This is a genomic window from Helicobacter canis, assembly GCF_900451095.1.
GTDB classification, from domain to species: domain Bacteria; phylum Campylobacterota; class Campylobacteria; order Campylobacterales; family Helicobacteraceae; genus Helicobacter_B; species Helicobacter_B zhangjianzhongii.
Map to the genome: position 1 here is coordinate 982,895 of NZ_UGHV01000001.1, position 20,263 is coordinate 1,003,157.

Annotated in this window: 21 protein-coding genes; 16 read left to right on the plus strand and 5 right to left on the minus strand. The window is 44.6% G+C overall.

Features of this window, described 5'->3' with window-relative positions; all coding sequences use genetic code 11:
• Positions 1-3: 3 nt before the first annotated feature.
• From DX060_RS11925 to DX060_RS04575, 5 genes are all read right to left on the minus strand, one after another.
• Positions 4-126 carry a hypothetical protein gene (locus tag DX060_RS11925; RefSeq protein WP_258552199.1) on the minus strand — a complete coding sequence of 41 codons (123 nt, stop codon included), beginning with the start codon at positions 124-126 and terminating at the stop codon, positions 4-6.
• 155 nt (positions 127-281) lie between these two features.
• Positions 282-1,556: an exodeoxyribonuclease VII large subunit gene (xseA, locus tag DX060_RS04560; protein ID WP_115011358.1), complete on the minus strand. Its 1,275-nt coding sequence runs from the start codon at positions 1,554-1,556 to the stop codon at positions 282-284.
• A complete protein-coding gene (gene rseP, locus DX060_RS04565; protein ID WP_115011359.1) occupies positions 1,553-2,635 on the minus strand; it encodes an RIP metalloprotease RseP in 1,083 nt (360 codons plus the stop codon). The genes xseA and rseP overlap by 4 nt, the downstream gene beginning before the upstream one ends.
• Complete coding sequence (pgsA, locus tag DX060_RS04570) at positions 2,635-3,177, minus strand: CDP-diacylglycerol--glycerol-3-phosphate 3-phosphatidyltransferase (protein ID WP_115012305.1); 543 nt, start codon at positions 3,175-3,177, stop codon at positions 2,635-2,637. Before pgsA ends, rseP begins: the two co-directional genes overlap by 1 nt.
• 58 nt (positions 3,178-3,235) lie before the next feature.
• Positions 3,236-3,484, minus strand: a complete 249-nt coding sequence (locus tag DX060_RS04575) for a hypothetical protein (protein WP_115011360.1) — start codon at positions 3,482-3,484, stop codon at positions 3,236-3,238.
• A 285-nt stretch (positions 3,485-3,769) separates the two neighbouring features.
• On the opposite strand from DX060_RS04575, the gene DX060_RS04580 reads away from it, so the two are divergent.
• From DX060_RS04580 to DX060_RS04655, 16 genes are all read left to right on the plus strand, one after another.
• Positions 3,770-4,567, plus strand: a complete 798-nt coding sequence (locus DX060_RS04580) for a hypothetical protein (RefSeq protein WP_147278771.1) — start codon at positions 3,770-3,772, stop codon at positions 4,565-4,567.
• Between the two features lie 24 nt (positions 4,568-4,591).
• Positions 4,592-5,698 (plus strand): histidinol-phosphate transaminase, encoded by a 1,107-nt coding sequence (gene hisC / locus DX060_RS04585; RefSeq protein ID WP_115011362.1) that lies wholly within the window; start codon positions 4,592-4,594, stop codon positions 5,696-5,698.
• A 43-nt stretch (positions 5,699-5,741) separates the two neighbouring features.
• Positions 5,742-7,430, plus strand: coding sequence for a flagellar basal-body MS-ring/collar protein FliF (fliF, locus tag DX060_RS04590; RefSeq protein ID WP_115011363.1), 1,689 nt, complete (start codon positions 5,742-5,744; stop codon positions 7,428-7,430).
• Positions 7,431-7,438: 8 nt separating this feature from the next.
• Complete coding sequence (gene fliG / locus DX060_RS04595; protein WP_115011364.1) at positions 7,439-8,473, plus strand: flagellar motor switch protein FliG; 1,035 nt, start codon at positions 7,439-7,441, stop codon at positions 8,471-8,473.
• Positions 8,460-9,257 (plus strand): flagellar assembly protein FliH, encoded by a 798-nt coding sequence (gene fliH / locus DX060_RS04600; protein ID WP_115011365.1) that lies wholly within the window; start codon positions 8,460-8,462, stop codon positions 9,255-9,257. The genes fliG and fliH overlap by 14 nt, the downstream gene beginning before the upstream one ends.
• Positions 9,258-9,266: 9 nt before the next feature.
• Positions 9,267-11,129 (plus strand): 1-deoxy-D-xylulose-5-phosphate synthase, encoded by a 1,863-nt coding sequence (dxs, locus tag DX060_RS04605; RefSeq protein ID WP_115011366.1) that lies wholly within the window; start codon positions 9,267-9,269, stop codon positions 11,127-11,129.
• An 8-nt stretch (positions 11,130-11,137) separates the two neighbouring features.
• A complete protein-coding gene (locus DX060_RS04610) occupies positions 11,138-11,548 on the plus strand; it encodes a YkgJ family cysteine cluster protein (protein WP_115011367.1) in 411 nt (136 codons plus the stop codon).
• A 2-nt stretch (positions 11,549-11,550) separates the two neighbouring features.
• A complete protein-coding gene (locus DX060_RS04615; protein ID WP_115011368.1) occupies positions 11,551-12,843 on the plus strand; it encodes a tetratricopeptide repeat protein in 1,293 nt (430 codons plus the stop codon).
• Positions 12,801-13,526 carry a beta/alpha barrel domain-containing protein gene (locus DX060_RS04620; protein WP_147278772.1) on the plus strand — a complete coding sequence of 242 codons (726 nt, stop codon included), beginning with the start codon at positions 12,801-12,803 and terminating at the stop codon, positions 13,524-13,526. The genes DX060_RS04615 and DX060_RS04620 overlap by 43 nt, the downstream gene beginning before the upstream one ends.
• Positions 13,527-13,533: 7 nt before the next feature.
• Positions 13,534-14,556 (plus strand): RluA family pseudouridine synthase, encoded by a 1,023-nt coding sequence (locus DX060_RS04625; RefSeq protein WP_181814189.1) that lies wholly within the window; start codon positions 13,534-13,536, stop codon positions 14,554-14,556.
• Entirely contained in the window at positions 14,486-15,730 is a 1,245-nt protein-coding gene (locus tag DX060_RS04630) for a fibronectin type III domain-containing protein (RefSeq protein ID WP_115011371.1), read from the plus strand. Before DX060_RS04625 ends, DX060_RS04630 begins: the two co-directional genes overlap by 71 nt.
• A complete protein-coding gene (gene trmB, locus DX060_RS04635) occupies positions 15,730-17,016 on the plus strand; it encodes a tRNA (guanosine(46)-N7)-methyltransferase TrmB (protein WP_115011372.1) in 1,287 nt (428 codons plus the stop codon). The genes DX060_RS04630 and trmB overlap by 1 nt, the downstream gene beginning before the upstream one ends.
• Positions 17,013-17,687 carry a cell division ATP-binding protein FtsE gene (locus DX060_RS04640; RefSeq protein ID WP_115011373.1) on the plus strand — a complete coding sequence of 225 codons (675 nt, stop codon included), beginning with the start codon at positions 17,013-17,015 and terminating at the stop codon, positions 17,685-17,687. The genes trmB and DX060_RS04640 overlap by 4 nt, the downstream gene beginning before the upstream one ends.
• Positions 17,674-18,483, plus strand: a complete 810-nt coding sequence (locus DX060_RS04645; RefSeq protein ID WP_115011374.1) for an FtsX-like permease family protein — start codon at positions 17,674-17,676, stop codon at positions 18,481-18,483. The genes DX060_RS04640 and DX060_RS04645 overlap by 14 nt, the downstream gene beginning before the upstream one ends.
• 1 nt (position 18,484) lies before the next feature.
• Positions 18,485-19,801: a murein hydrolase activator EnvC family protein gene (locus tag DX060_RS04650; protein WP_258552200.1), complete on the plus strand. Its 1,317-nt coding sequence runs from the start codon at positions 18,485-18,487 to the stop codon at positions 19,799-19,801.
• 124 nt (positions 19,802-19,925) lie between these two features.
• Entirely contained in the window at positions 19,926-20,252 is a 327-nt protein-coding gene (locus DX060_RS04655) for a flagellar protein FlaG (protein ID WP_115012307.1), read from the plus strand.
• The last annotated feature ends 11 nt before the right edge of the window (positions 20,253-20,263 follow it).

A 20,263-nucleotide genomic window follows, 5' to 3' on the forward strand; every position in this document is an offset into this window, starting at 1 on the left:
TTTTTATTTGCGGCGGATTTCACACAAAGCGCATTTTTCTTCTTCAAGGATTCTAGGAATTGCAGTGGGGCTTTCAAAAGTGGATTCTAGGGGTTGGGCGGTTTTGTTTTCCAACTTGTTTTTCAACGCCACCTTGGGATTCTAGGATCGTGGAGATAGAATCGGGGTTTTCAAGTCGCGCAAGGAGATAAGACTAGAGTGTCTATCGCGTGAGCTAGGCGAAGCAATCCGCGATTCTAGCCCGCAAGCCGAATCTCCCCACGCCAAACAAAGCCAAATTCTCATAGAGAGAGGACTCTAGCTCGCGCTAAATTCACCCCATCACACAGCTCTATCTCATCATCTCCGCGCAACTCCCCCACCTGCACCGGCTTGCCATTGCGCAAAATCTGGGCAAAATTCTCGCGCACAAGGCGTTTGGGATCAAGGGCTTGCAGCTCTTTTGCCAAAGTGAGCAGGGCGTATTCTCTCTCGCGCAAAAGAGGAAGCTGCTCATATTGCAAGGCTTGTGTGGCATATATCGCGCCCTTTGCTTGCAGGATTTGCGCCATAGTGGCATTAAGCCCTGTGCGCAGCTGCCCTAGCTGCTCGCTGGCAAAGGATAGGGTGTTTGCATAGCTTTTTTGCTGGTATAGCTCTAGGAGATGATCACAGAGCTTTTGGGCTTTGGCTAGGGAGTGCTGTGCGCTTGTGTCATATTGTGCGCGGATTTCATCAAGTCGCAAAAGCCACTCCTTTTTATCTGGCAAGATTATCTCCATACACGCCGATGGCGTGGCTGCGCGAAGATCTGCGACAAAATCGCTAATGACAAAATCTATCTCGTGTCCCACAGCAGAGACAATGGGCGTGCGTGCGTAAAAGATCGCATTTGCGACAATTTCTTCATTAAACCCCCATAAATCCTCCATACTGCCCCCACCTCTGCCGATGACGATAATATCAAAGGCATTGTCTGTGCCAAAAAAGCTATCGGCATAGGCGATATTGTGCGCGATATGCGCTCCGGCTTGCTCGCCTTGGGTGAGTGTGTCAAAGCACACAAGCTTGGTGAGATTCCAGCGCGTGCTAGCTACGCGCTTCATATCTTGCAAGGCTGCGCCAGAGAGCGAGGTGAGTAGGGCGATTTTTTTAGGAAATGGGGGCAGGGGCTTTTTGCGGCTTTGTGCGAAGTAGCCTTTAGATTCTAAGGATTTTTTCAAGGCTTCATACTGCGCACTTAAAGAGCCTTTGCCGCTTTGTGTGAGGGAGTGGCAGATGATTTGGTATTCTCCGCGCGGAGCGTAGAGACTAAGCGCGCCTTTAATGATGACTTGCAAGCCATTTTCTGGGGTAAAGGTTAGGGATTTTGCATTGCCTTTAAACATCACGCAGCGGATCGAGCTGCTTGCATCTTTAAGGCTAAAATACAAATGCCCGCTGGCTTTGTGCAAGGTAAAGTTGCTAATCTCGCCTTGGAGATAGACTTCTAGGAAAGTGGCTTCAAGTAGGGATTTGATCTGTGCGGTAAGCGCGCTTACACTTAGTGGCTCTAGTGGTGTCGCTAGCGTATTCACTGCATAGTCCTTGTAGCAATGCGCACAATATCATTATACACCCCAAGTGCCAAAAGTCCTAAAAGCACCCCCCACCCAAGAAGTGTCAGCGCATAAAGCACTTTATCGCTCATCTGCCTTTTCATCAAGGCTTCATAGCATACAAAGACGATCTGCCCGCCATCAAGGGCTGGGATAGGCAGGAGATTGATGATGGCAAGATTGACGGAGATTAGTGCCATAAGCATAGCAAAGGCATAGAATCCACTTGGGGCAACTTCTGCCATCACATCAACAATCCCTATCACCCCGCTTAGCTCGCCAAGCGGGATAAGCCCTACAATAAGCCGCTTTAGCGATTCAAAAATAAGCACGCTAGCCTTTGCTACTTCTTGTGCGGCAAATTGCACGCTAGCAACTAGCCCCAAATGCTCTATGCCTATTTCACCCTTAGCCACTATGCCAATCATAGGGCGATAAAGCGTATCGCCAAAGACATTGCGGTAGCTGCTAGATTCTGGTGTGATGAAAATGGATTCTAGCTTGCCCTCTCTTTGTATGGTAAGCGTAAGTGGGGCAAAGGAGCTGTGGCTAGGCGTGGCTTGCGCGATCATCGCGCTTAACTGCTCCCACGAAGCAATAGGGCTAGAATCCACTTTTACAATGCGGTCATTTGGGAGAAGTCCGGCTTTTTGGGCTGGGCTATTATTTTGCACATCGCCGATGATTGGCAAAAGGATTTTCACGCCCGATATGCCTATGGCGACATAGAGCAAAAATGCTAGCAGGAGATTAAACATCACGCCGGCTGATAGGATTGTGATTTTCACCAAAGGGGGCTTTGTGGTGTAGCTATCAGGCGCGATTTCTCGACTAGTGGGGTTAAGATCATCTTGTCCTTTTAGCTTGACATAGCCACCTAGGGGGATAAGAGATAGGGCATATTGCGTGCCGCCTATATGCTTGCTTAAGAGCTTTTTGCCAAAGCCTATGCTAAAGACTTCTACCTTTACGCCAAAAAGTCTCGCCGCGCAAAAATGCCCAAGCTCGTGGAAAAATACCAAAAAACAAAGGGCTAAAAACGCGCTAAGGATACCCATTAACTCGCGCTTTTGTAGTATTTGATCGTGTAATCAACCCCGGAATAAAAGGTCATAAAAGTCGCTAGCCACAATAGCACATCACCCCCCGGGAAAAAATCTGCGAGCAAAAAGGCAATAGCCGCGATTTGAAAGCCTGTTTTGTATTTGCCAAGGTAGCTAGCGGCTATGGATTTGCCAGAGCTTGCTACCACCACGCGCAATCCTGTGATGAAAAACTCGCGACTAAGGATAATAAACACTGCCCACGCATTTGCACGCCCTAGGAGCAGCAAGGCGATAAACGCACTAAGGATAAGCATTTTATCTGCCAAAGGGTCAAAGACCTCGCCAAAAGTGGATTCTACTTTGCAATGCCTAGCGATATAGCCATCAAAAAAATCTGTCAAAGACGCAAGGCAAAAAATCAGGCAAGAAAAGTAATTGACCCAGCTAGGATCCACCCAGCTAGGCAAGATAAGATCGCTATGCAAGAGAAAAAAAAGCAAAAACACCGCAAGGAATATGCGAGTGATTGTTAGGATATTTGGGAGTCTTTTGATCATAGCGACCAACCCTTAAACTCTATGGGGCGATGCAATAAGAAGTGGCATTGATGGATTATTGTTCAACAAGATCGCTGAAGCTTATATCACTTGTGAGATCTGCTGCCATTTGCATAAGGGATTGTGTTTCTTTTTTCAAATCGTTAATAATGTCTTGATTGATAAAGCCAGAAAGCTTTCGTAGCTTCTTGTATGTGTCTTTGGATACATAGGGGCGCAGAGTTTTTAGCTGCTTTTCATCGATGTTTGGGAGAGTTTGAAACACTCTTCTTAGCTCTTTGGCAGGGATAGTTTTCTTTGCCATTTGGACTTCCTTTGTTGTTCTGTTTTATGTGTTGTTTATCAGTGCTAGAGCCAAGACATAATCTTTAAATCTCCAAGGCGGAGTTGTAGATTGAGTAGATTGATGTGTCAGCCCAAGCAAGGAGTGATTATACCAAATAAAAATCTATTTTTGTTAGGATTTTGTGATGTGCTTTGGGCTTAAAGTATGCGCAAGATAGGGTGTAAATCCAAATTTTGCAATGTTTTAGCGTATTAAAAAGATGTTAATAATGCTATAATGTTTGAAAACATTGTGGAGAGAAAAATGCGCTGGTTGAAATATTTGCTGATTTGTCTTTTGAGTCTTGTTGTCTTTGTTGGGGGCGCATTATTCTCGCATTTTATCGGTGATATAAAAGAGCTGCTTCACATAGGGGAACGCTCGCGCCACTATACACTAGATGTTGCCGATGTGGTGCAGATCCCTTATGAGCGGTATGAGAGTTGGATTGTCCTTAATGCACCTAAGGCAAGCTCTAGTAATGTAGAGGAGCTTGCTAGTAGATTTTCGCGTATTTTTGGGGAGATCACAGATCATATCGCTAAGTCGCCATTATATAAAAGTGGCGCGTGTTCTGTGCAGTCTCTGCCTAAGAGAGCGGAAGTGGATTCTAGTGGATTGGGCAGTGCGCCTAGGGCGATTGAGTGCATTATCACAGAGCAAGATATTGCAGAGTATAAGACATTGCTAAAAGAGATTGATTATCTTGCTTTGAAGAGTGGTGGCTTACGGATTGAGATTTCAAGCTTGCAGCCTATTGTAGATTTTGCGCAAGTTGAAAATGCTAAGCAAGATTTGCGCAAGCTTTTGCTGGATAAAGCACACAAGAGTGCTGCATTCTACGCAGCACAGACTACGCAGCACTGCTTATTGCTTGATAGTAATGAGAGAAGTGCTTATAGCCCAAATAGCGTTATTAAGCGTGTGCTTGATGGTGGTGGATTGCTGGATAGGGATATTTTCTCCGGTGAGACTTCACCTATATCTGCGGATATTACATTGCCTTTAGAAAAATCTGCCCCATTGTATTTAAAGGCACGCATTACGATTAGGTGTGATTGATGTGTATTGAAAAGCGGAGTTGCTATGCGATTTAATGAAGAGTTAGCACATATTGCCACTTATCAAGCTGGCAAGCCTATTGAAGAGGTTGTGCGCACATTTGGCTTAGATGAAAAGGAAGTTATCAAGCTGGCGAGCAATGAGAATCCTTATGGCACTTCGCCTAGTGTTGTGGAGTGTATCAAGGCTAATGCCCATAAAGCTGCGCTATATCCAGATGATTCTATGTGTGCTCTTATTTCGCGCTTGCAGAGACATTATGGTATTGGATATGAGCAGTGTATCATCGGGGCTGGGAGTGATCAAATCATCGAGCTCTGTCTCCACGCTAAAGCCACAAAATCAAGCAAGATTCTTATGGCGGGCATCACTTTTGCGATGTATGAAATCTATGCCAAACACATCGGTGCGCAAGTGATCAAAACGCCTAGCAAAGAGCATAATCTCACAGAGTTTTACGAGCTATTTAGGCAGCATAAGCCTGATATTGTATTTCTATGTGTGCCAAATAATCCTTTAGGAGAATGCGTGGGGGCAAAAGAAGTGTATGAGCTTCTAGCGCACATAGAGCAAGAGAGCTGCGGTGAGACACTTGTGGTCATTGATGGGGCGTATCAGGAGTTTGCTTCATATAAGGATTCTAGCAAGCATATTGATCCGCGCGATCTTATACAACACTTTGCAAATGTAATCTATCTTGGCACATTTTCTAAGGTATATGGGCTAGGTGGTATGCGCGTGGGCTATGGGATCGCTAGAGAGGAGATTATCCAAGCACTCTTTAAGCTCCGCGCACCTTTTAATATCACGACACTAAGTCTAGCGGCTGCGTGTGTGGCACTTGAAGATACAGAGTTTATGCAGCACACATTGAAAGAAAATTTTGCACAAATGCGCCGATATGAAGAATTTGCAGAATCTAAAGGGATAGAGTATATCCCATCTTATACCAATTTCATCACCTTTGTTTTGGAAAATCCTTATAATTCTTCTGTGATTTGCGATACACTTTTGCGACAAGGGATTATAGTCCGCAATCTCGCTTCCTATGGTATCAACGCTATTCGCATAACTATCGGCACGCAAGAGCAAAATTCAAGAGTGCTGCTAGCTCTTCAAGAGTTGGTATAGTGGCTATGGCTAGATCAATGGAAATTTTTTGCAAGGATATTTAGTGGATACTAAAACGCTCTTTGAACGCATAACAAAAATTTATAACAATCTCACCGGTAGGCAAAAGGTTGTCATCACAGCGACCATTGTCGTGCTTATAGGGTTTTTTGTATTTTTGCTTGTGTTTTCAAATAAACAAGTGCAAAGCTCTTATGGCGTGCTGTTTGAAGGTATGAATGAAGCCGATAACGCGCTGATTTTGCAATATCTTAAAGACAATCAAATCCCCTATAAAATCCCTCGCAGCAATGTCATAGAAATCCCTAGCGAGCGTGTAGCAGAAGAGCGTATCGCTCTAGCAGCCCAAGGTATCCCCAAAACTTCTAAGGTAGGATTTGAAGTATTTGATACGAACAATATTGCCGAGACAGATTTCACGCAGCAAGTGAAGTTTTTACGCGCGACTGAAGGCGAGCTTACACGCACCATTGAAGCACTAGAGCCGATTTTCAAGGCAAATGTGCAAATCGCCAATCCCAAAGAAAGCCTTTTTGTCTCAACAAGCATTCCGCCAACAGCCGCTGTTATGGTGCAGTTACAGCCCGGCAGCGCGCTTTCATCATTCCAAATCACAGGGATTAAAAATCTCGTTTCTGCCGCTATCCCAAAGCTCACGCCTGAAAATGTCAAGATTGTCGATGGCAATGGTATGCCTTTGGGAGAGGATAATGAGCTAGCAGGGATCAATGAGGTGTTAAAGCAACGCTACGCCTTTGTCCATAAAGAGGAGCAGAAAAAGGCAGATGATATTGTGCGCTTGCTTTCCCCTCGCGCGGGTGGAGCAAACAAAGTCGTAGCTATTGTTAATCTCCAATATGATTGGAGCCAGCAAGAATCTGTGAAGCAAACTTTCGATCCCTCTCAAGTTGTCCCACGATCGACCAAAGATTATGAGAAAGAAAAGCAAGGACCACCAGATAGGACTATCGGCGGGATACCGGGCGTGGAGAGTAATGTTGGTCCGGTGCAAAATCTGGATTCTAGTAATCAAATGATTAAAGAGCACGAGACGGAATCTATTGTTAATAATGAAATTGGCAATGAAACGATTAAGACAAAGTTCGCAAGCGGTAAGCCCTTGCGCCTAACTGCTTCTGTGCTTGTCAATGGCGAGCACAGGCTTGTAGCCAAAGATGATGGGCAAGAGGTGATGGAGTATGTGCCATTTACTCCAGAAGAAATCACCAAGCTTGAAAATCTTGTCAAAAATGCCATAGGTTTTGATGAGACAAGAGGGGATTCTGTAACGGTCTCGGATTGGGATTTCTCCAAAGGCGAGGCACCCAAAGCACCAAAGACATTTGTAGAAAAAGCCACAAGCTTTATGATGCAATATGTCCCATTGCTAAAATATGTCATCATCGCCATTATTATCTTCATCTTTTATAAGAAAGTCATCGCGCCATTTGCTGAGCGAATGCTTGAAGTCCAAGATGCAGAAGATGACAAGATCGAATCGCTCTTTGAGATCGATGATGATGACGATGAGGCTAGCTCACGCTTTGGTGAGCTACGCAAACGCGTGGAAGAGCAGCTTGGCATTAGCGGTGCTGGATTTAGCGAAGATGAGGTGAAATACGAAGTGCTACTTGAAAAGATCAAGGCTGTCATTCAGGAAAAACCAGAAGAAATTGCTTCGCTTTTCCAAAAGCTTATCCACGATGAGATCGGTGTGGAGAAATCTAGCTAGGAGGCATTATGAGCTTACAATTAAACCAACGCCAACGCGCACAATATGATGAACTCTCAATGTCGGAGAAAATTGCTATCTTGCTAATCCAAGTAGGCGAGGAGCTTACTAGCGAGATTTTTAAAAATCTTGATATTGATGGGATTACAGAGATTTCTAAGCAAATTATGCAGCTAAAAGGCACGGATAAAGCTATCGGTGGGGCGGTGCTAGAAGAGTTTTATGCGATTTTTCAGTCTAATCAATACATCAATAGCGGAGGGCTTGACTATGCTAGAGAATTGCTCAACAAAGCTCTTGGACCAGAAGAGGCAAAGAGAGTGTTGGACAAGCTTGCCAAAACTATGCAATCTGCCAAAAACTTTGCCTATCTTAGTAAAATCCGCCCCCAGCAGCTTGCAGACTTTATCGTCAATGAGCATCCACAGACAATAGCCCTTATCCTAGCACATATGGATGCAAGCAGCGCGGCAGAGACTTTAGGGCATTTTAGCGATGATAATATGCGCGCAGAAATCGCTATCCGTATGGCAAATCTCGGCGATATTTCACCAAATGTCGTCAAACGCGTCTCCACCGTGCTAGAAAACAAGCTAGAATCCTTAACAAGCTACAAAGTCGAGGTGGGCGGACCAAGAGCGGTTGCCGAGATGTTCAACCGCCTTGGGCAAAAGGCTGCAAAATCCACGCTCTCCTATATCGAGCAAATTGACGAGCAGCTAGCAAATGAGATCAAAGAGATGATGTTTACCTTTGAAGATATTGTCAATCTTGATAAAAACGCTATTAGAGAGATTCTCAAAGTCGCGGATAAAAAGGATCTCACAATGGCGTTGAAAGCGGCAAATGATAACTTGAAGCAAAAATTCCTTGATCAAATGAGCACTAGGGCTAGCGAGCAATTCATAGAAGAAATGCAGTTCTTGGGTGCGGTGCGTATGCGCGATGTCGAAGCCGCACAGCGCAAGATCGTAGAAGCAGTGCAGACACTATCTGAGCAAGGGCTTATCCAAGTAGGCGAAGAGGAGGATGTCGTTGAGTAGTTTTGAAGAAGATAATCTCATCACCAAAAATCATATAGAAAAGCACAGAATCAGCAAGTATGAATTCCGCCCGATTGTAGCAGATGAAGTGGATTCTAAGCCCAAAACTCCCCAGCCAGAATCCGCTCAAGTCCCCAGCTTGCCCCCAGCACAGAGCATAGGAGATGAGAGTATAGAAAAAGAGCTGATAGAAAAGCTGCTGCAAAAGACCGATGAGCTCTCCAGCTCTCTAGCAAAGCTGCAAATCCAATTTGAAAAGCAGCAGCTTGAAATGGAGGAGAGGGTCAATACCGCACGCAATGATGCCTACAAAGATGGGCTAAAAGAGGGCGAGGAGAAAACGCGCCAAGCCCTAGAAGCCGATGTGCAAAAGGAGCGCACTGCACTTGTAGAATCTGCTATCAATCTTGGCAAAGCTATGCAAAATTCTGAGACACATTTACGCGAGCTAGAAAAGGAGCTAAGTGCCATTGCTGTGGATATTGCAAGAGAGGTGATCGCTAAAGAAGTGGAGAAAGATAGCGCGGCTGTGGCATTAGCCTTGGCAAAGGAGCTGCTAGGATCAATCGCTGATGCTACTGATGTGCAAATGCGCGTAAATCCCCTAGACTACCATACTTTGACAAAAGAGCTAAAGGACTACGCAAAGCTAAAGATAGAAGCGGATAATGCTATCACCAAAGGTGGCGTGATCATCGCAAATGGCGGCGGGATCATTGATGGGAGTATCGCAAATCGCTATAAAACTTTGAAGCAAAGTGTTTTGGATAATTTGAAAGATTAAGGCGTTGTTATGGCAGTTTTCCCACCTAAGCCACTTAAGCAAATGGAGCTAGCAGAGCTAGAGAATCTCTGTGCTGATATTCGCGCTAGAATCCTTGAAGTCGTAAGCCAAAATGGCGGGCATTTAAGCTCCACACTTGGTGCAGTAGAGCTAATTGTGGCTATGCACTATGTCTTTGATTACACAAAATCCCCCTTTATCTTTGATGTATCCCACCAAGCCTATGCGCATAAGCTGCTTACAGGGCGATATGATGAGTTTGCAAGCTTGCGGAAGTTTGGTGGGGTGAGTGGATTCTGCAAGCCAAGTGAGTCAAGCGCGGATTATTTTGTCGCTGGACATAGCTCGACTTCTATCTCACTAGGTGTAGGCGCGGCAAAGGCTATGGCTTTGCGCGGTGAAAAAGCAATGCCCATCGTGCTGATTGGCGATGGCAGTATGAGTGCTGGGCTTGTGTATGAGGCGTTAAATGAGCTAGGCGATAGAAAATACCCTATGCTTATTATTTTGAATGACAATGAAATGAGTATCGCCAAGCCCATAGGCGCGATTTCTAGGCATTTATCGCAAATCATCTCCCACCCGATGTATCAATCTTTCCGCAACTTTACAAAAAAATGGCTAGAGAAAATGCCAGATTCTGCGACTTATCTTGCTAAACGCTTTGAAGAATCCCTAAAGCTCATCACACCCGGGATTTTGTTTGAAGAAATGGGGATTGACTATATCGGTCCAATTGATGGGCATAATCTTAGTGATTTAATCTTTTGCTTCAAAAGGGCGCAGGATTTGGGACGCCCAATAGTCGTGCATACACAGACCATTAAGGGCAAGGGCTATGAGATCGCTGAAGGTCCTTATGAGAAGTGGCACGGCGTAGGGGCGTTTGATCTTGCAACCGGGCAAGCCTTGAAAAAATCCGCGCAAGTCCCCACGCCCACACAAGTGTATGCACGCGTGCTAGGCGAGCTTGCTAGAGATGATGAAAGAGTCGCGGGCGTTACAGCAGCGATGCCTGGTGGCACAGGGCTTGGCGAGCTGATTGACATATATCCAGATAGATTCTGGGATACAGGCATTGCCGAGCAGCATAGTGTAACCTCTATGGCAGCTATGGCAAAGGAGGGCTTTATCCCCTTTGTGAGTATCTACTCGACATTTTTGCAGCGAGCCTTTGATCAAATTGTCCACGATGTGGGGATTATGGGGCTGCCGGTGCGCTTTAGTATCGATAGAGCGGGCATTGTGGGCGAAGATGGCGAGACGCATCAAGGGCTTTTTGATATTGCGTATTTGCGTATGATCCCGGGCTTTGTGCTTTTTGCCCCGCGCGATAATGCCACGCTTAGACTTGCCATAGAGTTTGCCTATAAATTTTCTAGCGCACCTTGTGCTTACCGCTATCCGCGCAATGCTTTTTGCCTAGAAGAGGGCAGTTATAAAGCAAGCGAATTTGTGCTAGGTGAGCTAGAAGTTTTGCGACAGGGCAGGCAAATCGCACTTATCGGCTATGGCAATGGCGTGGGTAGGGCGGATAAAGTCTATCGTGCTTTGTGTGATTTGGGCTTTGCTCCTAGTCTTATTGATCTGCGCTTTTGTAAGCCACTGCCCAAAGAGCTAGAATCCACTTTACGCACGCATAAAATCGCCTTTGTCTTTAGCGATAGTTATAGAGATGGTGGCGTGGGCAGTGCGATATTGGAGCAGGCAAGCGCGTGGGAGGTGCTGCTGCCACTTTATAGCCTTGAGCTAGAATCCACTTTTGTCCCGCACGGCGATACAAAGAGTGTCGAGCACTCGGTGGGGCTTAGCGAGCAGGCGTTGCTTGAGCGCGTGCTTAGCAAGCTTAGATCTCACAATATCACTCCATAGGCGAGGCTATGAGTATAGAGAGTAAAGAGGGCTTTGAGTTTAGCTTTGATAGCTCGGCGTGCGGTAGCTGCGGAGGGCGGTGCTGTGTGGGGGAGAGTGGCTATATCTTTCTCACGCTCAAAGAAGCAGAATCCATCGCCACATCGCTGAGAGTGGCGTTTGAGGACTTTGTCTTGCGCTATGTCAAAAAGGTCGGCTACCGCTTTTCACTGATTGAAAAGCCCTATGAAGATGGCTTTGCGTGCGTGTTTTTTGACACCACAAAAAAGCAGTGCGGGATCTATGAGAAGCGTCCAGCGCAGTGCAGGGCGTTTCCCTTTTGGCAGGGACTTAGGGCAAGAGAGCAGTTTGCAGAGCTTTGCACGCTTTGCCCGGGAATTGTGCGCACGCAAAGCAAGCCAGAAGATCACAGGAGATGAGAGTGAGAGCATATCTATGCAGCTTTGTTGTGATATTGTCTCTTTTGTGCGCTGATAGCAAGGAGGATGCAGCACTGCTCAATGGGGCTGATAGCTTGTATCGCGGTGATTTTGCCACTTCATTTGATGAGTTTATCTCGCTGTTTGAAGAGACCAAAGAGCCTTATTATGCCAAGCTTGCAGCCCAAGCAGCTATGGGGAAGCGTGATACTAAAAGTGCTTTGCTGCTTGCAGAGCTATATATCAAGCTTAGTGGTAATGATGAAGATCTTATTATCAACAAAATTCTCGCTGATGTGTATGCGCAAAATGGGCAAATAGATCAGGCTATCAAGGTGCTAGAGAAAATTTACAAGCAAGAGCCTGGCAATGAAGTGGGCGAAGTGCTAGGCAATATGTATATGCTCCGCTCTATGCCCCAAAACGCCCAGCCCATATTTCAACAAATCTATGACACCACACATCATATAGATATGCTAAAAAAGCTCCTTTTGGCATTTGTCGCACAAAAGCAGGAGCAAAAAGCCCTTGGCGTCTTATCGCAACATTTATTGCATTATGGGTGTGAAGAGAGATTCTGCGAGGAGGCAATTGGCATATATACGGATTTGCGGGGGCTGGATTTTGCCAAAGATGTCTTTGAAAAACTCTATGTCAAAAACCCCACAATCCCCGCGGCTATGAATTTTATGCGCGTGCTTATCGCACTCAAGCAATTTCAAGAAGCCCAAGGCATAGCTAAGTCTTTTCCTTTTGATAAGGGGCTGCTTTTGGATTTATATGTGATGCAAGGGGATTATGCAAGGGCGCAAAAAGAAGCTAGGCAAGCGTATGAGCAAAGCCAGAATCCTAAATTCCTAGCTTTAGAGGCGGTATATGAGTTTAGCGCGCAAGAGCAGCCTACGCACAAGCAAGCAGAATCTATTGCCAAAAAGCTTGGTGAAGCCATTGCCCTACTTCAGGCTAAGGGGCGGCAAGAAAGCCAGCCAGAAACCCCGCAAGATGCGTTTTTCTACAATTTTTATGGGTATTTGCTTATTGATTATGAGATTGATATTAAGCGCGGTATGGAGTATGTGCAAAAGGCTTTGGCGATCGAGCCTTATGCGATTGCGTATGTGGATTCTCTGGCGTGGGGGTATTATAAGCTTGGAGATTGTGAGCGTGCGATAAAGGCATTTTCTCAAATCCCAAAAGACCAGATCGCAAACAACCCAGACTTGCGCGCCCATAGCTACCAGATAGAAGGCGTGTGCGGCAAGCAAGATATGAGTCAAAAAAGAGTCAAGCAATGAATGCGCTTATGCGACTTTTCCAGCGATTTTCTTCGCCCAAAGCCCTAGAATCCACCTCCGCGCTTGCTGCTAGAATCCACTTTGAGCAAGAGCTTTTGCCCTTTGATTTACTTGGGCGATCGCTCTCTTATAATCCCTATCCACCGCGGTTTAAGGAGATGTTTCCCACGCTAGATTCTCCGCGTGGCGTGCTTGTGAAAGGCTTTGTGTTTGATGAGCTAGAATCCATTATAGCTACTTTGCAAGCACAAAGAGCAAATATCATCGTGCTAGATCTCGCTAGAGATAGTGAAGCTAATCCCAGCGGGGAGGGCTTAGAGTGTATAGGGTATTTGCGCCATTATACAAACGCACTTATTGTGCTAAAAGATAGCTTCATTACCCCCTATCAAATCCTACAAGCAGTGGTATATGGTGCAGATGGGATTGTGCTTGATCGCGATAGTAAGGGGCATAAGGAGCTACTAGAATTTGCCTTTAGGCTAAATTGTATGGGCTTTTATATGATTAAGACACTAAAAGACATAAAATCCGCCGTGCTAGCAAAGGCGCAGGGCGTGTTTGTCGATGATAGTGTGTATGATGAGCTTGTGTCATTGATCCCACAATCCAAATGTATCTGCCACTTTGTGCCTAAAGACCGCATAGCTACGCGAGCGGATTTTATGTGTGTGCAAGTATAGAGGCTATGTGAAGATACGCGTCATTTGTGGGGCAAGCACGCGGACACTTGAAGTGGATTCTAGCACACGGCTTGATGAGTGCGTGGCTTTGGGGATAGAAACTTCGCGCAATCAAGCCCAAGCATTGATTAAGCAAGGGGCAATCACGCTAAATGGCACATTGTGTCAAAAATGTGGGCTAAGGCTCACCGCAGATACGAGCATATCGATCGCGCTGCCCCCCAGCACGCAGGCAAAGCCCACTACACAAGTCCCAGAGATGGCAATCACTAGAATCTATGAAGATGAAGAGCTGTTGATTTTAAACAAGCCCCCACATCTCGTAGTCCATAGTGCGCCAAGTGTGAGAGAAGCGACTCTAGTAGATTGGCTACAAGCACAAGGAGTAATGCTCTCCACCCTAAGCGGAGCGCATCGCGCTGGAATTGTGCATAGGCTAGATAAGCAGACAAGCGGGGCGATCGCCATTGCTAAGACAAATGCCGCACACGCATATTTAAGCCAGCAGCTCAAAGATCGGGCTATGGGGCGGTATTATGTAGCACTCATTGATAAGCCACTTAAAGAGCCGCGAATGATTGCTTGCAATCTCGCTCGCCACCCAAATAATCGCCTAAAAATGGCAAATATCGATGCTATGGGGCAGCATAGCACTGCAGCTAGATTTTCGCAAAGTGTCTTTATCCCACTTATCAACACGCAAGAGACTTCACTACTTGCCATTAAGCTCTATACCGGGCGCACGCACCAAATCCGCGCACATTTAGAGAGTATCAATCGCCACATTGTGGGGGATAGGCTGTATGGTTATAGCGGTGCGCTAGAGTGCCGCGTAATGCTGCACGCATATTTGCTCTATCTCACGCACCCAGCTACGCATAAGCAGATGGTTTTCCGTGCTGGGATCTTTGGAGATATGCTACAATGCGCGCAAGAGATTTTTGGGGTAAAGGAATTTGATGAGGCAATTAGGCAAGATGAGATTGTGCAGGCTTTTAATCACTGGGATAGTGCTTATAGGGCTAAGTAGTTGTGGGGGCAAAAGCACTTCCTTAGGATTTTTAAGCGCGCAAGATAAGCTTGATCCAAATCTCCCAATAATCGCTCAAGTGCGCACCATAGCTGATGTAAGCTCTATCGCGCTAGAGTGGGATCGCGTGCCAAACCCCAATGCGATAAAGGGCTTTGTCATCTTCCAAAATAACGCCAACACGAGCAAAAAAATCGCCACGATCAAAAACCCCTATGCCACGCATTATGTTGTGGATTCTCTCTTGCCAGAGACTTCCTACTCTTTCCAAATCGCCACGCTTGGGGCTGATAATGCTATCTCGCAAAAATCTCAAGCAATCTCTGTGAAAACATCATTTATCGATCCTGTTGAAAAGGTCTTTGCTTCAAAAGACTATGCCAAAAAAATCAAGCTCATTTGGAGTCCCCACCCAAATCCTAGCATTACGCGCTACATTATCCAGCGCAAGAATCCAAATGGCGCATTTCTCAATATCGCTACGATCAAAAATCGCTTGCTTGTAGAGTATTTTGATGAGAATCTAGCTGATGCGCAAGACTACATTTATCGCATTATCGCGCAAGATCTTAATGGGATCAAATCTCGTCCAAGCGCAGAGACGCAAGGCTTTACAAGGCAAAAGCCAAAGACAATTACTGCAATGCAAGCGAGCCAAAATCTAGCCAAAAATATCCAGCTAAGCTGGGAGGCTGTCCCTGATATTGCCCGCTATGAGATTTATACTTCTAGCACTATTGATGGCACTTATAAGCCACTTGTGCAGGTCAATAAGACTTACTATACCCATAAGATTGGCAAAGATGGCGTGGAGCTATTTTACAAAGTGCGTGCGATTGATGATAATGATGTCGCAAGCGATTTGCCAAATGGCGCGACAAAGGGCGCGACCCTCCCCCCACCGCCTACGCCAATCATCACTAAAGGACAAATCCAAAATAGCCACGCTTTGATAGAATGGGAGATTATCAACAATGCGCGTGTAAAAGCCTATGCGGTATATCGCTATGAAGGGCGTTTGGGGAGTCCATTGCGCTTTGGCAACACGATAAAAAATAGCTTCACAGATAAAGAAATGCAAAAAGGCAAGCGGTATATCTATAAAGTCGTCTCTGTTGATGAAGAGGGGAATGAATCACTCCCAAGCAAAGAAGTCGAGCTACTTCTCCAATAATGCCACACTTCATCGCTAAAGTCCCAAAACCCCAAAGCTTAGATAGCGCACAGGTGGATTCTATGCCTTATGCCTATAAGCTCCATAGCCTAAAATCTAGCAATCTTGCCCTTATAGCTATGCCCTATATGTATCAAAATAAGTCAAGATTGTGTTTTGTCTATGAAATCACACGCGCAAATGATGTGCTACTAAAGGGCGTAAAAAGCCTGCGTCCTATCCCAAGTGGCATATTAAAAATGTCCTTGCAGATACTAAGCAAGCATTATGAAATCGTGCAAGACAATCTCGCGCTCACTGCCTTAAAGCAGCAGGTTGATAGCCCATTTTTACTAGGCGATACAGAAGTGCTAGCCATAGTAGAATCCACACAATCCACAGCACCACATAAGCGCGTAATTTTGGAAATTGGCTTTGGCAGTGGTAGGCATATTTTGCATTTAGCTAAAGAGCATAAAGATGCTTTAGTGATAGGGCTAGAGATCCATACGCCCTCCATCGAGCAGGTGCTACGCCAAATTGAGATTCTAGGCTTGGACAATCTCTATGTATCACGCCTTGATGCAAGGCAATTTCTGTGCTGTGCTAGCAGCGGGAGTGTGAGTGAGATATTTATCCATTTTCCCGTGCCTTGGAATAGCGTGAAAAATCGCCGCGTGCTAAATGCCAAGCCCTTGCAAGAAGTGCTACGCGTGCTAGGAGATGATGGCTATCTAGAATTTCGCACAGATGATAGGGAGTATTTTGATGATGTGCTAAGTTTAGCCAAAGATAATGCTTGTGCTAGAGCGACTTATACAATCAACACTAAACAAAGCATAACAAGCAAATATGAAGCAAGGTGGCTAGCACAGGATAAGGATATTTTCACCATTACCATTACGCCAAAGGCAAGACCTTCAAAAGTGGATTCTAGGGAGAGCTGGCAAAAATGTGCGTTTGGGTTTGATAAAAAATTGGTAAAATCCACTTTGGCAAAAGTATCTACACAAGATGTTTTGCAGCCTAATCAAAAGCATAGAGAGATATTTGCTTATCTGTGGGAGAAGCGTTGTTTTGAGCAAGGGTTTTTGTGCGTGCAAGATGTGTATGTTTCAGCCACGCGCGATAGAGTGGCGTTTTTGGTGCATTTTGGGGACTTTCAGTATCCTTGCACGCGTTTGATTGTGTTTGAATCAAATAGTGTAGATGGCTATGTGGGGCAGTATCTCCCAGAGCCACCACTTCAAAACCCCGCAAATATGCAGGCACACGAGCTATTTACTACAATATTGGAGAGTATATGAGTATCATCACAGCAAACAATCTTACACTAGGCTACCAGAGAGAAGAGCCTGTCATCATCGATGCGAGCTTTACTATCAATAATAAGGATTTTGTCTTCATATCAGGACCAAGCGGTAGCGGGAAAAGCACTCTTCTTAGCTCGCTTTATGGGGCATTGACCCCGATGAGTGGGACTCTTAGCGTATGTGATATAAATCTCACTAAGCATAAAGATAGCAATATCACTCGCTTGCGTCAAAAAATCGGCATTGTCTTTCAAGACTATAAACTCATAGAAGAATGGAATGTCGAGAAAAATATCACACTTCCTATGGTGATCAATGGCTATAAAAAAGATGCGTGCGAGGCGCAGACAGAAAAGCTACTTTCACATATAGGGCTTTTGCACAAGGCGACAAAATACCCCCTAGAGCTTAGTGGTGGGGAGCAGCAGCGCGTGGCTATGGCGCGTGCTATCGCGCATCGCCCAGCTTTGATTCTAGCTGATGAGCCTACGGGCAATCTTGATGATTTCTCTAGTGATATGATTTGGAGCTTGCTAAAAAGTGCCAATGAGCAGCTTGATATTACGATTGTTGTCGTTACTCATCGCGTCCCTGTGCGCACAAATATCTCTTATAGGCATTTATTTATCGATCGAGAAAGGAATAGTATTTATGAGCAACATTAAACAACACTTTTTTTTACTTCTACCGCTGCTTGCATTGCTGTTTAGCCTTGAGAGCTTTTTGCTTATCAATCGCGCTATTGTGAGTAAAGAAGATAAACTTTTGCAGAATTATTCTATTGTGATTGCTAGTAAAAAGAAGCTTTCCCTTGAGATTATCCAGCAAAATATCCCAGAAGCCTTGTCTCTTGAGCCGGTTGATCCTAGCTTCATCTTAGAAAAAATCCGCGCCAATATGAATAATGAAGATTTTGAAAACATCAAAAAAGAGCTTTCACTCTACTATACGCTAAAGCTTGATTCTTTTCCTAGCCAGCGGCGTTTGCACGACATAGAATCCACTTTAAACAAAATCCCAAATATCATCAAGACAGAATCCTTTGCCAAAACACACAATCAAGCCTATCGTTTGCTATTTTTGATCAAGTTTAGCATACAGACTTTCGCGCTTATTTTGGCAGTGCTTAGCGTGCTTTTGATGATTGATCAAATACGGATTTGGCATTTTGAGCATAGCAAACGAATGCAGATTATGCATTATTTAGGGGCGAGCGTGTGGATGCGCAATAGCTTTTTGCTAAAAGGTGCGATCAATGATGCAGTGATTGCGACTATTTTGGTGAGTGTTGGGTTTTTGTATTTTTCTACAACAGAGATGGCTAAAGATATGTTAAATGCTTTAGAGGTGGGGGCGGAAGTATTTAGGTTTGTGTATGATTTGGGGATTTTGCTAGGGGCTTCAATTGGTGCTTGTTTGTTTTGCGTGTTTGTGGCAATTAGCTTGCAAAGAAAGGTATAGAATGCGTCTTGTATCTATGCTTTGTGGTGTGTGTATTGTCGTGCCATTGTGTCTTAGTGCTACGCCTAAAAAGCTTGAAGATATAGAAAAAGACATTCACACCAACAAGCAAAAGCTAGAAGCAAAGGCGCAAGAAGAGCGCAAAATCTCATCGCGCCTAAGTTCGCTTGGGAATACCATCAATGCGCGCAAGAAGCAAATTGCAAATTTACGCGAGCAAATTGTATTTTTGCAAAAAAGCATCAATCAAAACCAAAATCAAAGCCAAGCCCAAGCAAAGAGACTAGAATCCTTGCGCACGACTTTGCAATCACTAGAGGGTGAAAAAAGTGCCATACAAGCTTATATCGCCAACATTATTATCAAGGATTTATCATTTTTGCTTGTTTTAGACAAGCAAAGTGTGCTTTCTCCTGATGATGTTATGCTTGAAGAGGCTTTTGAGCTTTTGACAAAACAAAGTCAAAGTAAAATCCTATCTCTAAGCGAAAAGCAAAAAAAGATTACCGATCAAATTGGGCTTATCACAAATAATATCAATGCAATTACTACTTTAATAGGCACACAACAAAATAAAAAAGAGCAGCTGCAGAAAATGATCAATGAGCAAAATCTACTCAATGATAAGCTACAAGCCGAGCTAAACGACTATAATCAAAAACTCGTGCAAATCACCAAAGAGCGCGAAGGGCTGGATTCTATCTTGCAAAATCTCAATATCATTAAAGCCGACAGACAAAAAGAGCTGGAGAGACAAAGACAAGCTGTGCTTGCAGCACAAAAGGCACAAAGAGAAAAAGAGGAGAGAGAAGCTAGAGCGCGTGCTGAATCTGCTGCCACTAGCACCTCTGCACCAGAGCCCAAGAAAGATAATCTCAATATCGTGCAAGTAGCAAATAGCTATAAGAATGTCTCTGTTATCAAATACACTGGGGCAAAGACTATCGCGCCTTTGGAGTATTATACGATTGAGCAAAACTTTGGTCCGTATTTTGATCCTGTGTATAATCTCAAAGTGTTTAATGAGTCTATTACACTGCTGTCAAAAGTGCCAAATGCTGTTGTATATAACATCCTTGATGGCAAGGTGGTCTATGCCAAAGAAGCCCCTGTGCTTAAGAAGGTCGTGATTGTTGAGCATAGCAATGAGACTTATACGATCTATTCTCAGCTTGATAAAATCGCCCCAACCGTAAAGCCCGGATTTGTTGTCAAAAAGGGCTATACGATTGGGCGAGTTTCGCAACGACTAGGACTTGAAATCACACAAAAAGACAAACATATTGACCCTATAGAAGTTATCGCAAAAAGTAAATAAAAATTATTAAAACATTTTACAAAATAGTCGATAGTAGTGTTACCTAAGCTAAAATCACAAGGAGGTTGCTATGGCAGAGGTGCATACAAATCAGTTTTCTTCTATCAAAAATACGCTTTATGGTATGGTAAATAGCGCAGGACAAGCCTACAAGCAAGATTCTATACAGGCTTCAAATACAAGAGCGGCGAATTCTGCTCAAGTCCAGCGCGATGAGATGCATACTCGTGGCGAGCTTATACATACAGCAAAAGAAATCAACAAGAAAATGGAGCATATTGGTGCTGACATTAACTTCAGCTATAACGATGATATTGGCGGACTTGTTGTAACTGTGAAAGATCCAAGTAATGGTGGCAAGGTGATTCGCGAAATCCCTAGCAAAGAAGCCATTGAGCTGACAAAGAAAATGCACGAAGTAGTTGGGCTTATCTTTGATAAGGAAGTGTAGAATCCAACTAG

Bases quoted from the DNA above. Each gene is read 5' to 3' on its own strand.
- trmB (WP_115011372.1), top strand. From the start codon at position 15,730: ATGCCACACTTCATCGCTAAAGTCCCAAAACCCCAAAGCTTAGATAGC.
- rseP (WP_115011359.1), bottom strand. From the start codon at position 2,635: ATGGGTATCCTTAGCGCGTTTTTAGCCCTTTGTTTTTTGGTATTTTTC.
- DX060_RS04610 (WP_115011367.1), top strand. From the start codon at position 11,138: ATGAGTATAGAGAGTAAAGAGGGCTTTGAGTTTAGCTTTGATAGCTCG.
- dxs (WP_115011366.1), top strand. From the start codon at position 9,267: ATGGCAGTTTTCCCACCTAAGCCACTTAAGCAAATGGAGCTAGCAGAG.
- DX060_RS04650 (WP_258552200.1), top strand. From the start codon at position 18,485: ATGCGTCTTGTATCTATGCTTTGTGGTGTGTGTATTGTCGTGCCATTG.
- DX060_RS04640 (WP_115011373.1), top strand. From the start codon at position 17,013: ATGAGTATCATCACAGCAAACAATCTTACACTAGGCTACCAGAGAGAA.
- hisC (WP_115011362.1), top strand. From the start codon at position 4,592: ATGCGATTTAATGAAGAGTTAGCACATATTGCCACTTATCAAGCTGGC.
- fliG (WP_115011364.1), top strand. From the start codon at position 7,439: ATGAGCTTACAATTAAACCAACGCCAACGCGCACAATATGATGAACTC.
- DX060_RS04655 (WP_115012307.1), top strand. From the start codon at position 19,926: ATGGTAAATAGCGCAGGACAAGCCTACAAGCAAGATTCTATACAGGCT.
- DX060_RS04630 (WP_115011371.1), top strand. From the start codon at position 14,486: ATGAGGCAATTAGGCAAGATGAGATTGTGCAGGCTTTTAATCACTGGG.
- DX060_RS04580 (WP_147278771.1), top strand. From the start codon at position 3,770: ATGCGCTGGTTGAAATATTTGCTGATTTGTCTTTTGAGTCTTGTTGTC.
- fliH (WP_115011365.1), top strand. From the start codon at position 8,460: ATGTCGTTGAGTAGTTTTGAAGAAGATAATCTCATCACCAAAAATCAT.
- DX060_RS04575 (WP_115011360.1), bottom strand. From the start codon at position 3,484: ATGGCAAAGAAAACTATCCCTGCCAAAGAGCTAAGAAGAGTGTTTCAA.
- DX060_RS04645 (WP_115011374.1), top strand. From the start codon at position 17,674: ATGAGCAACATTAAACAACACTTTTTTTTACTTCTACCGCTGCTTGCA.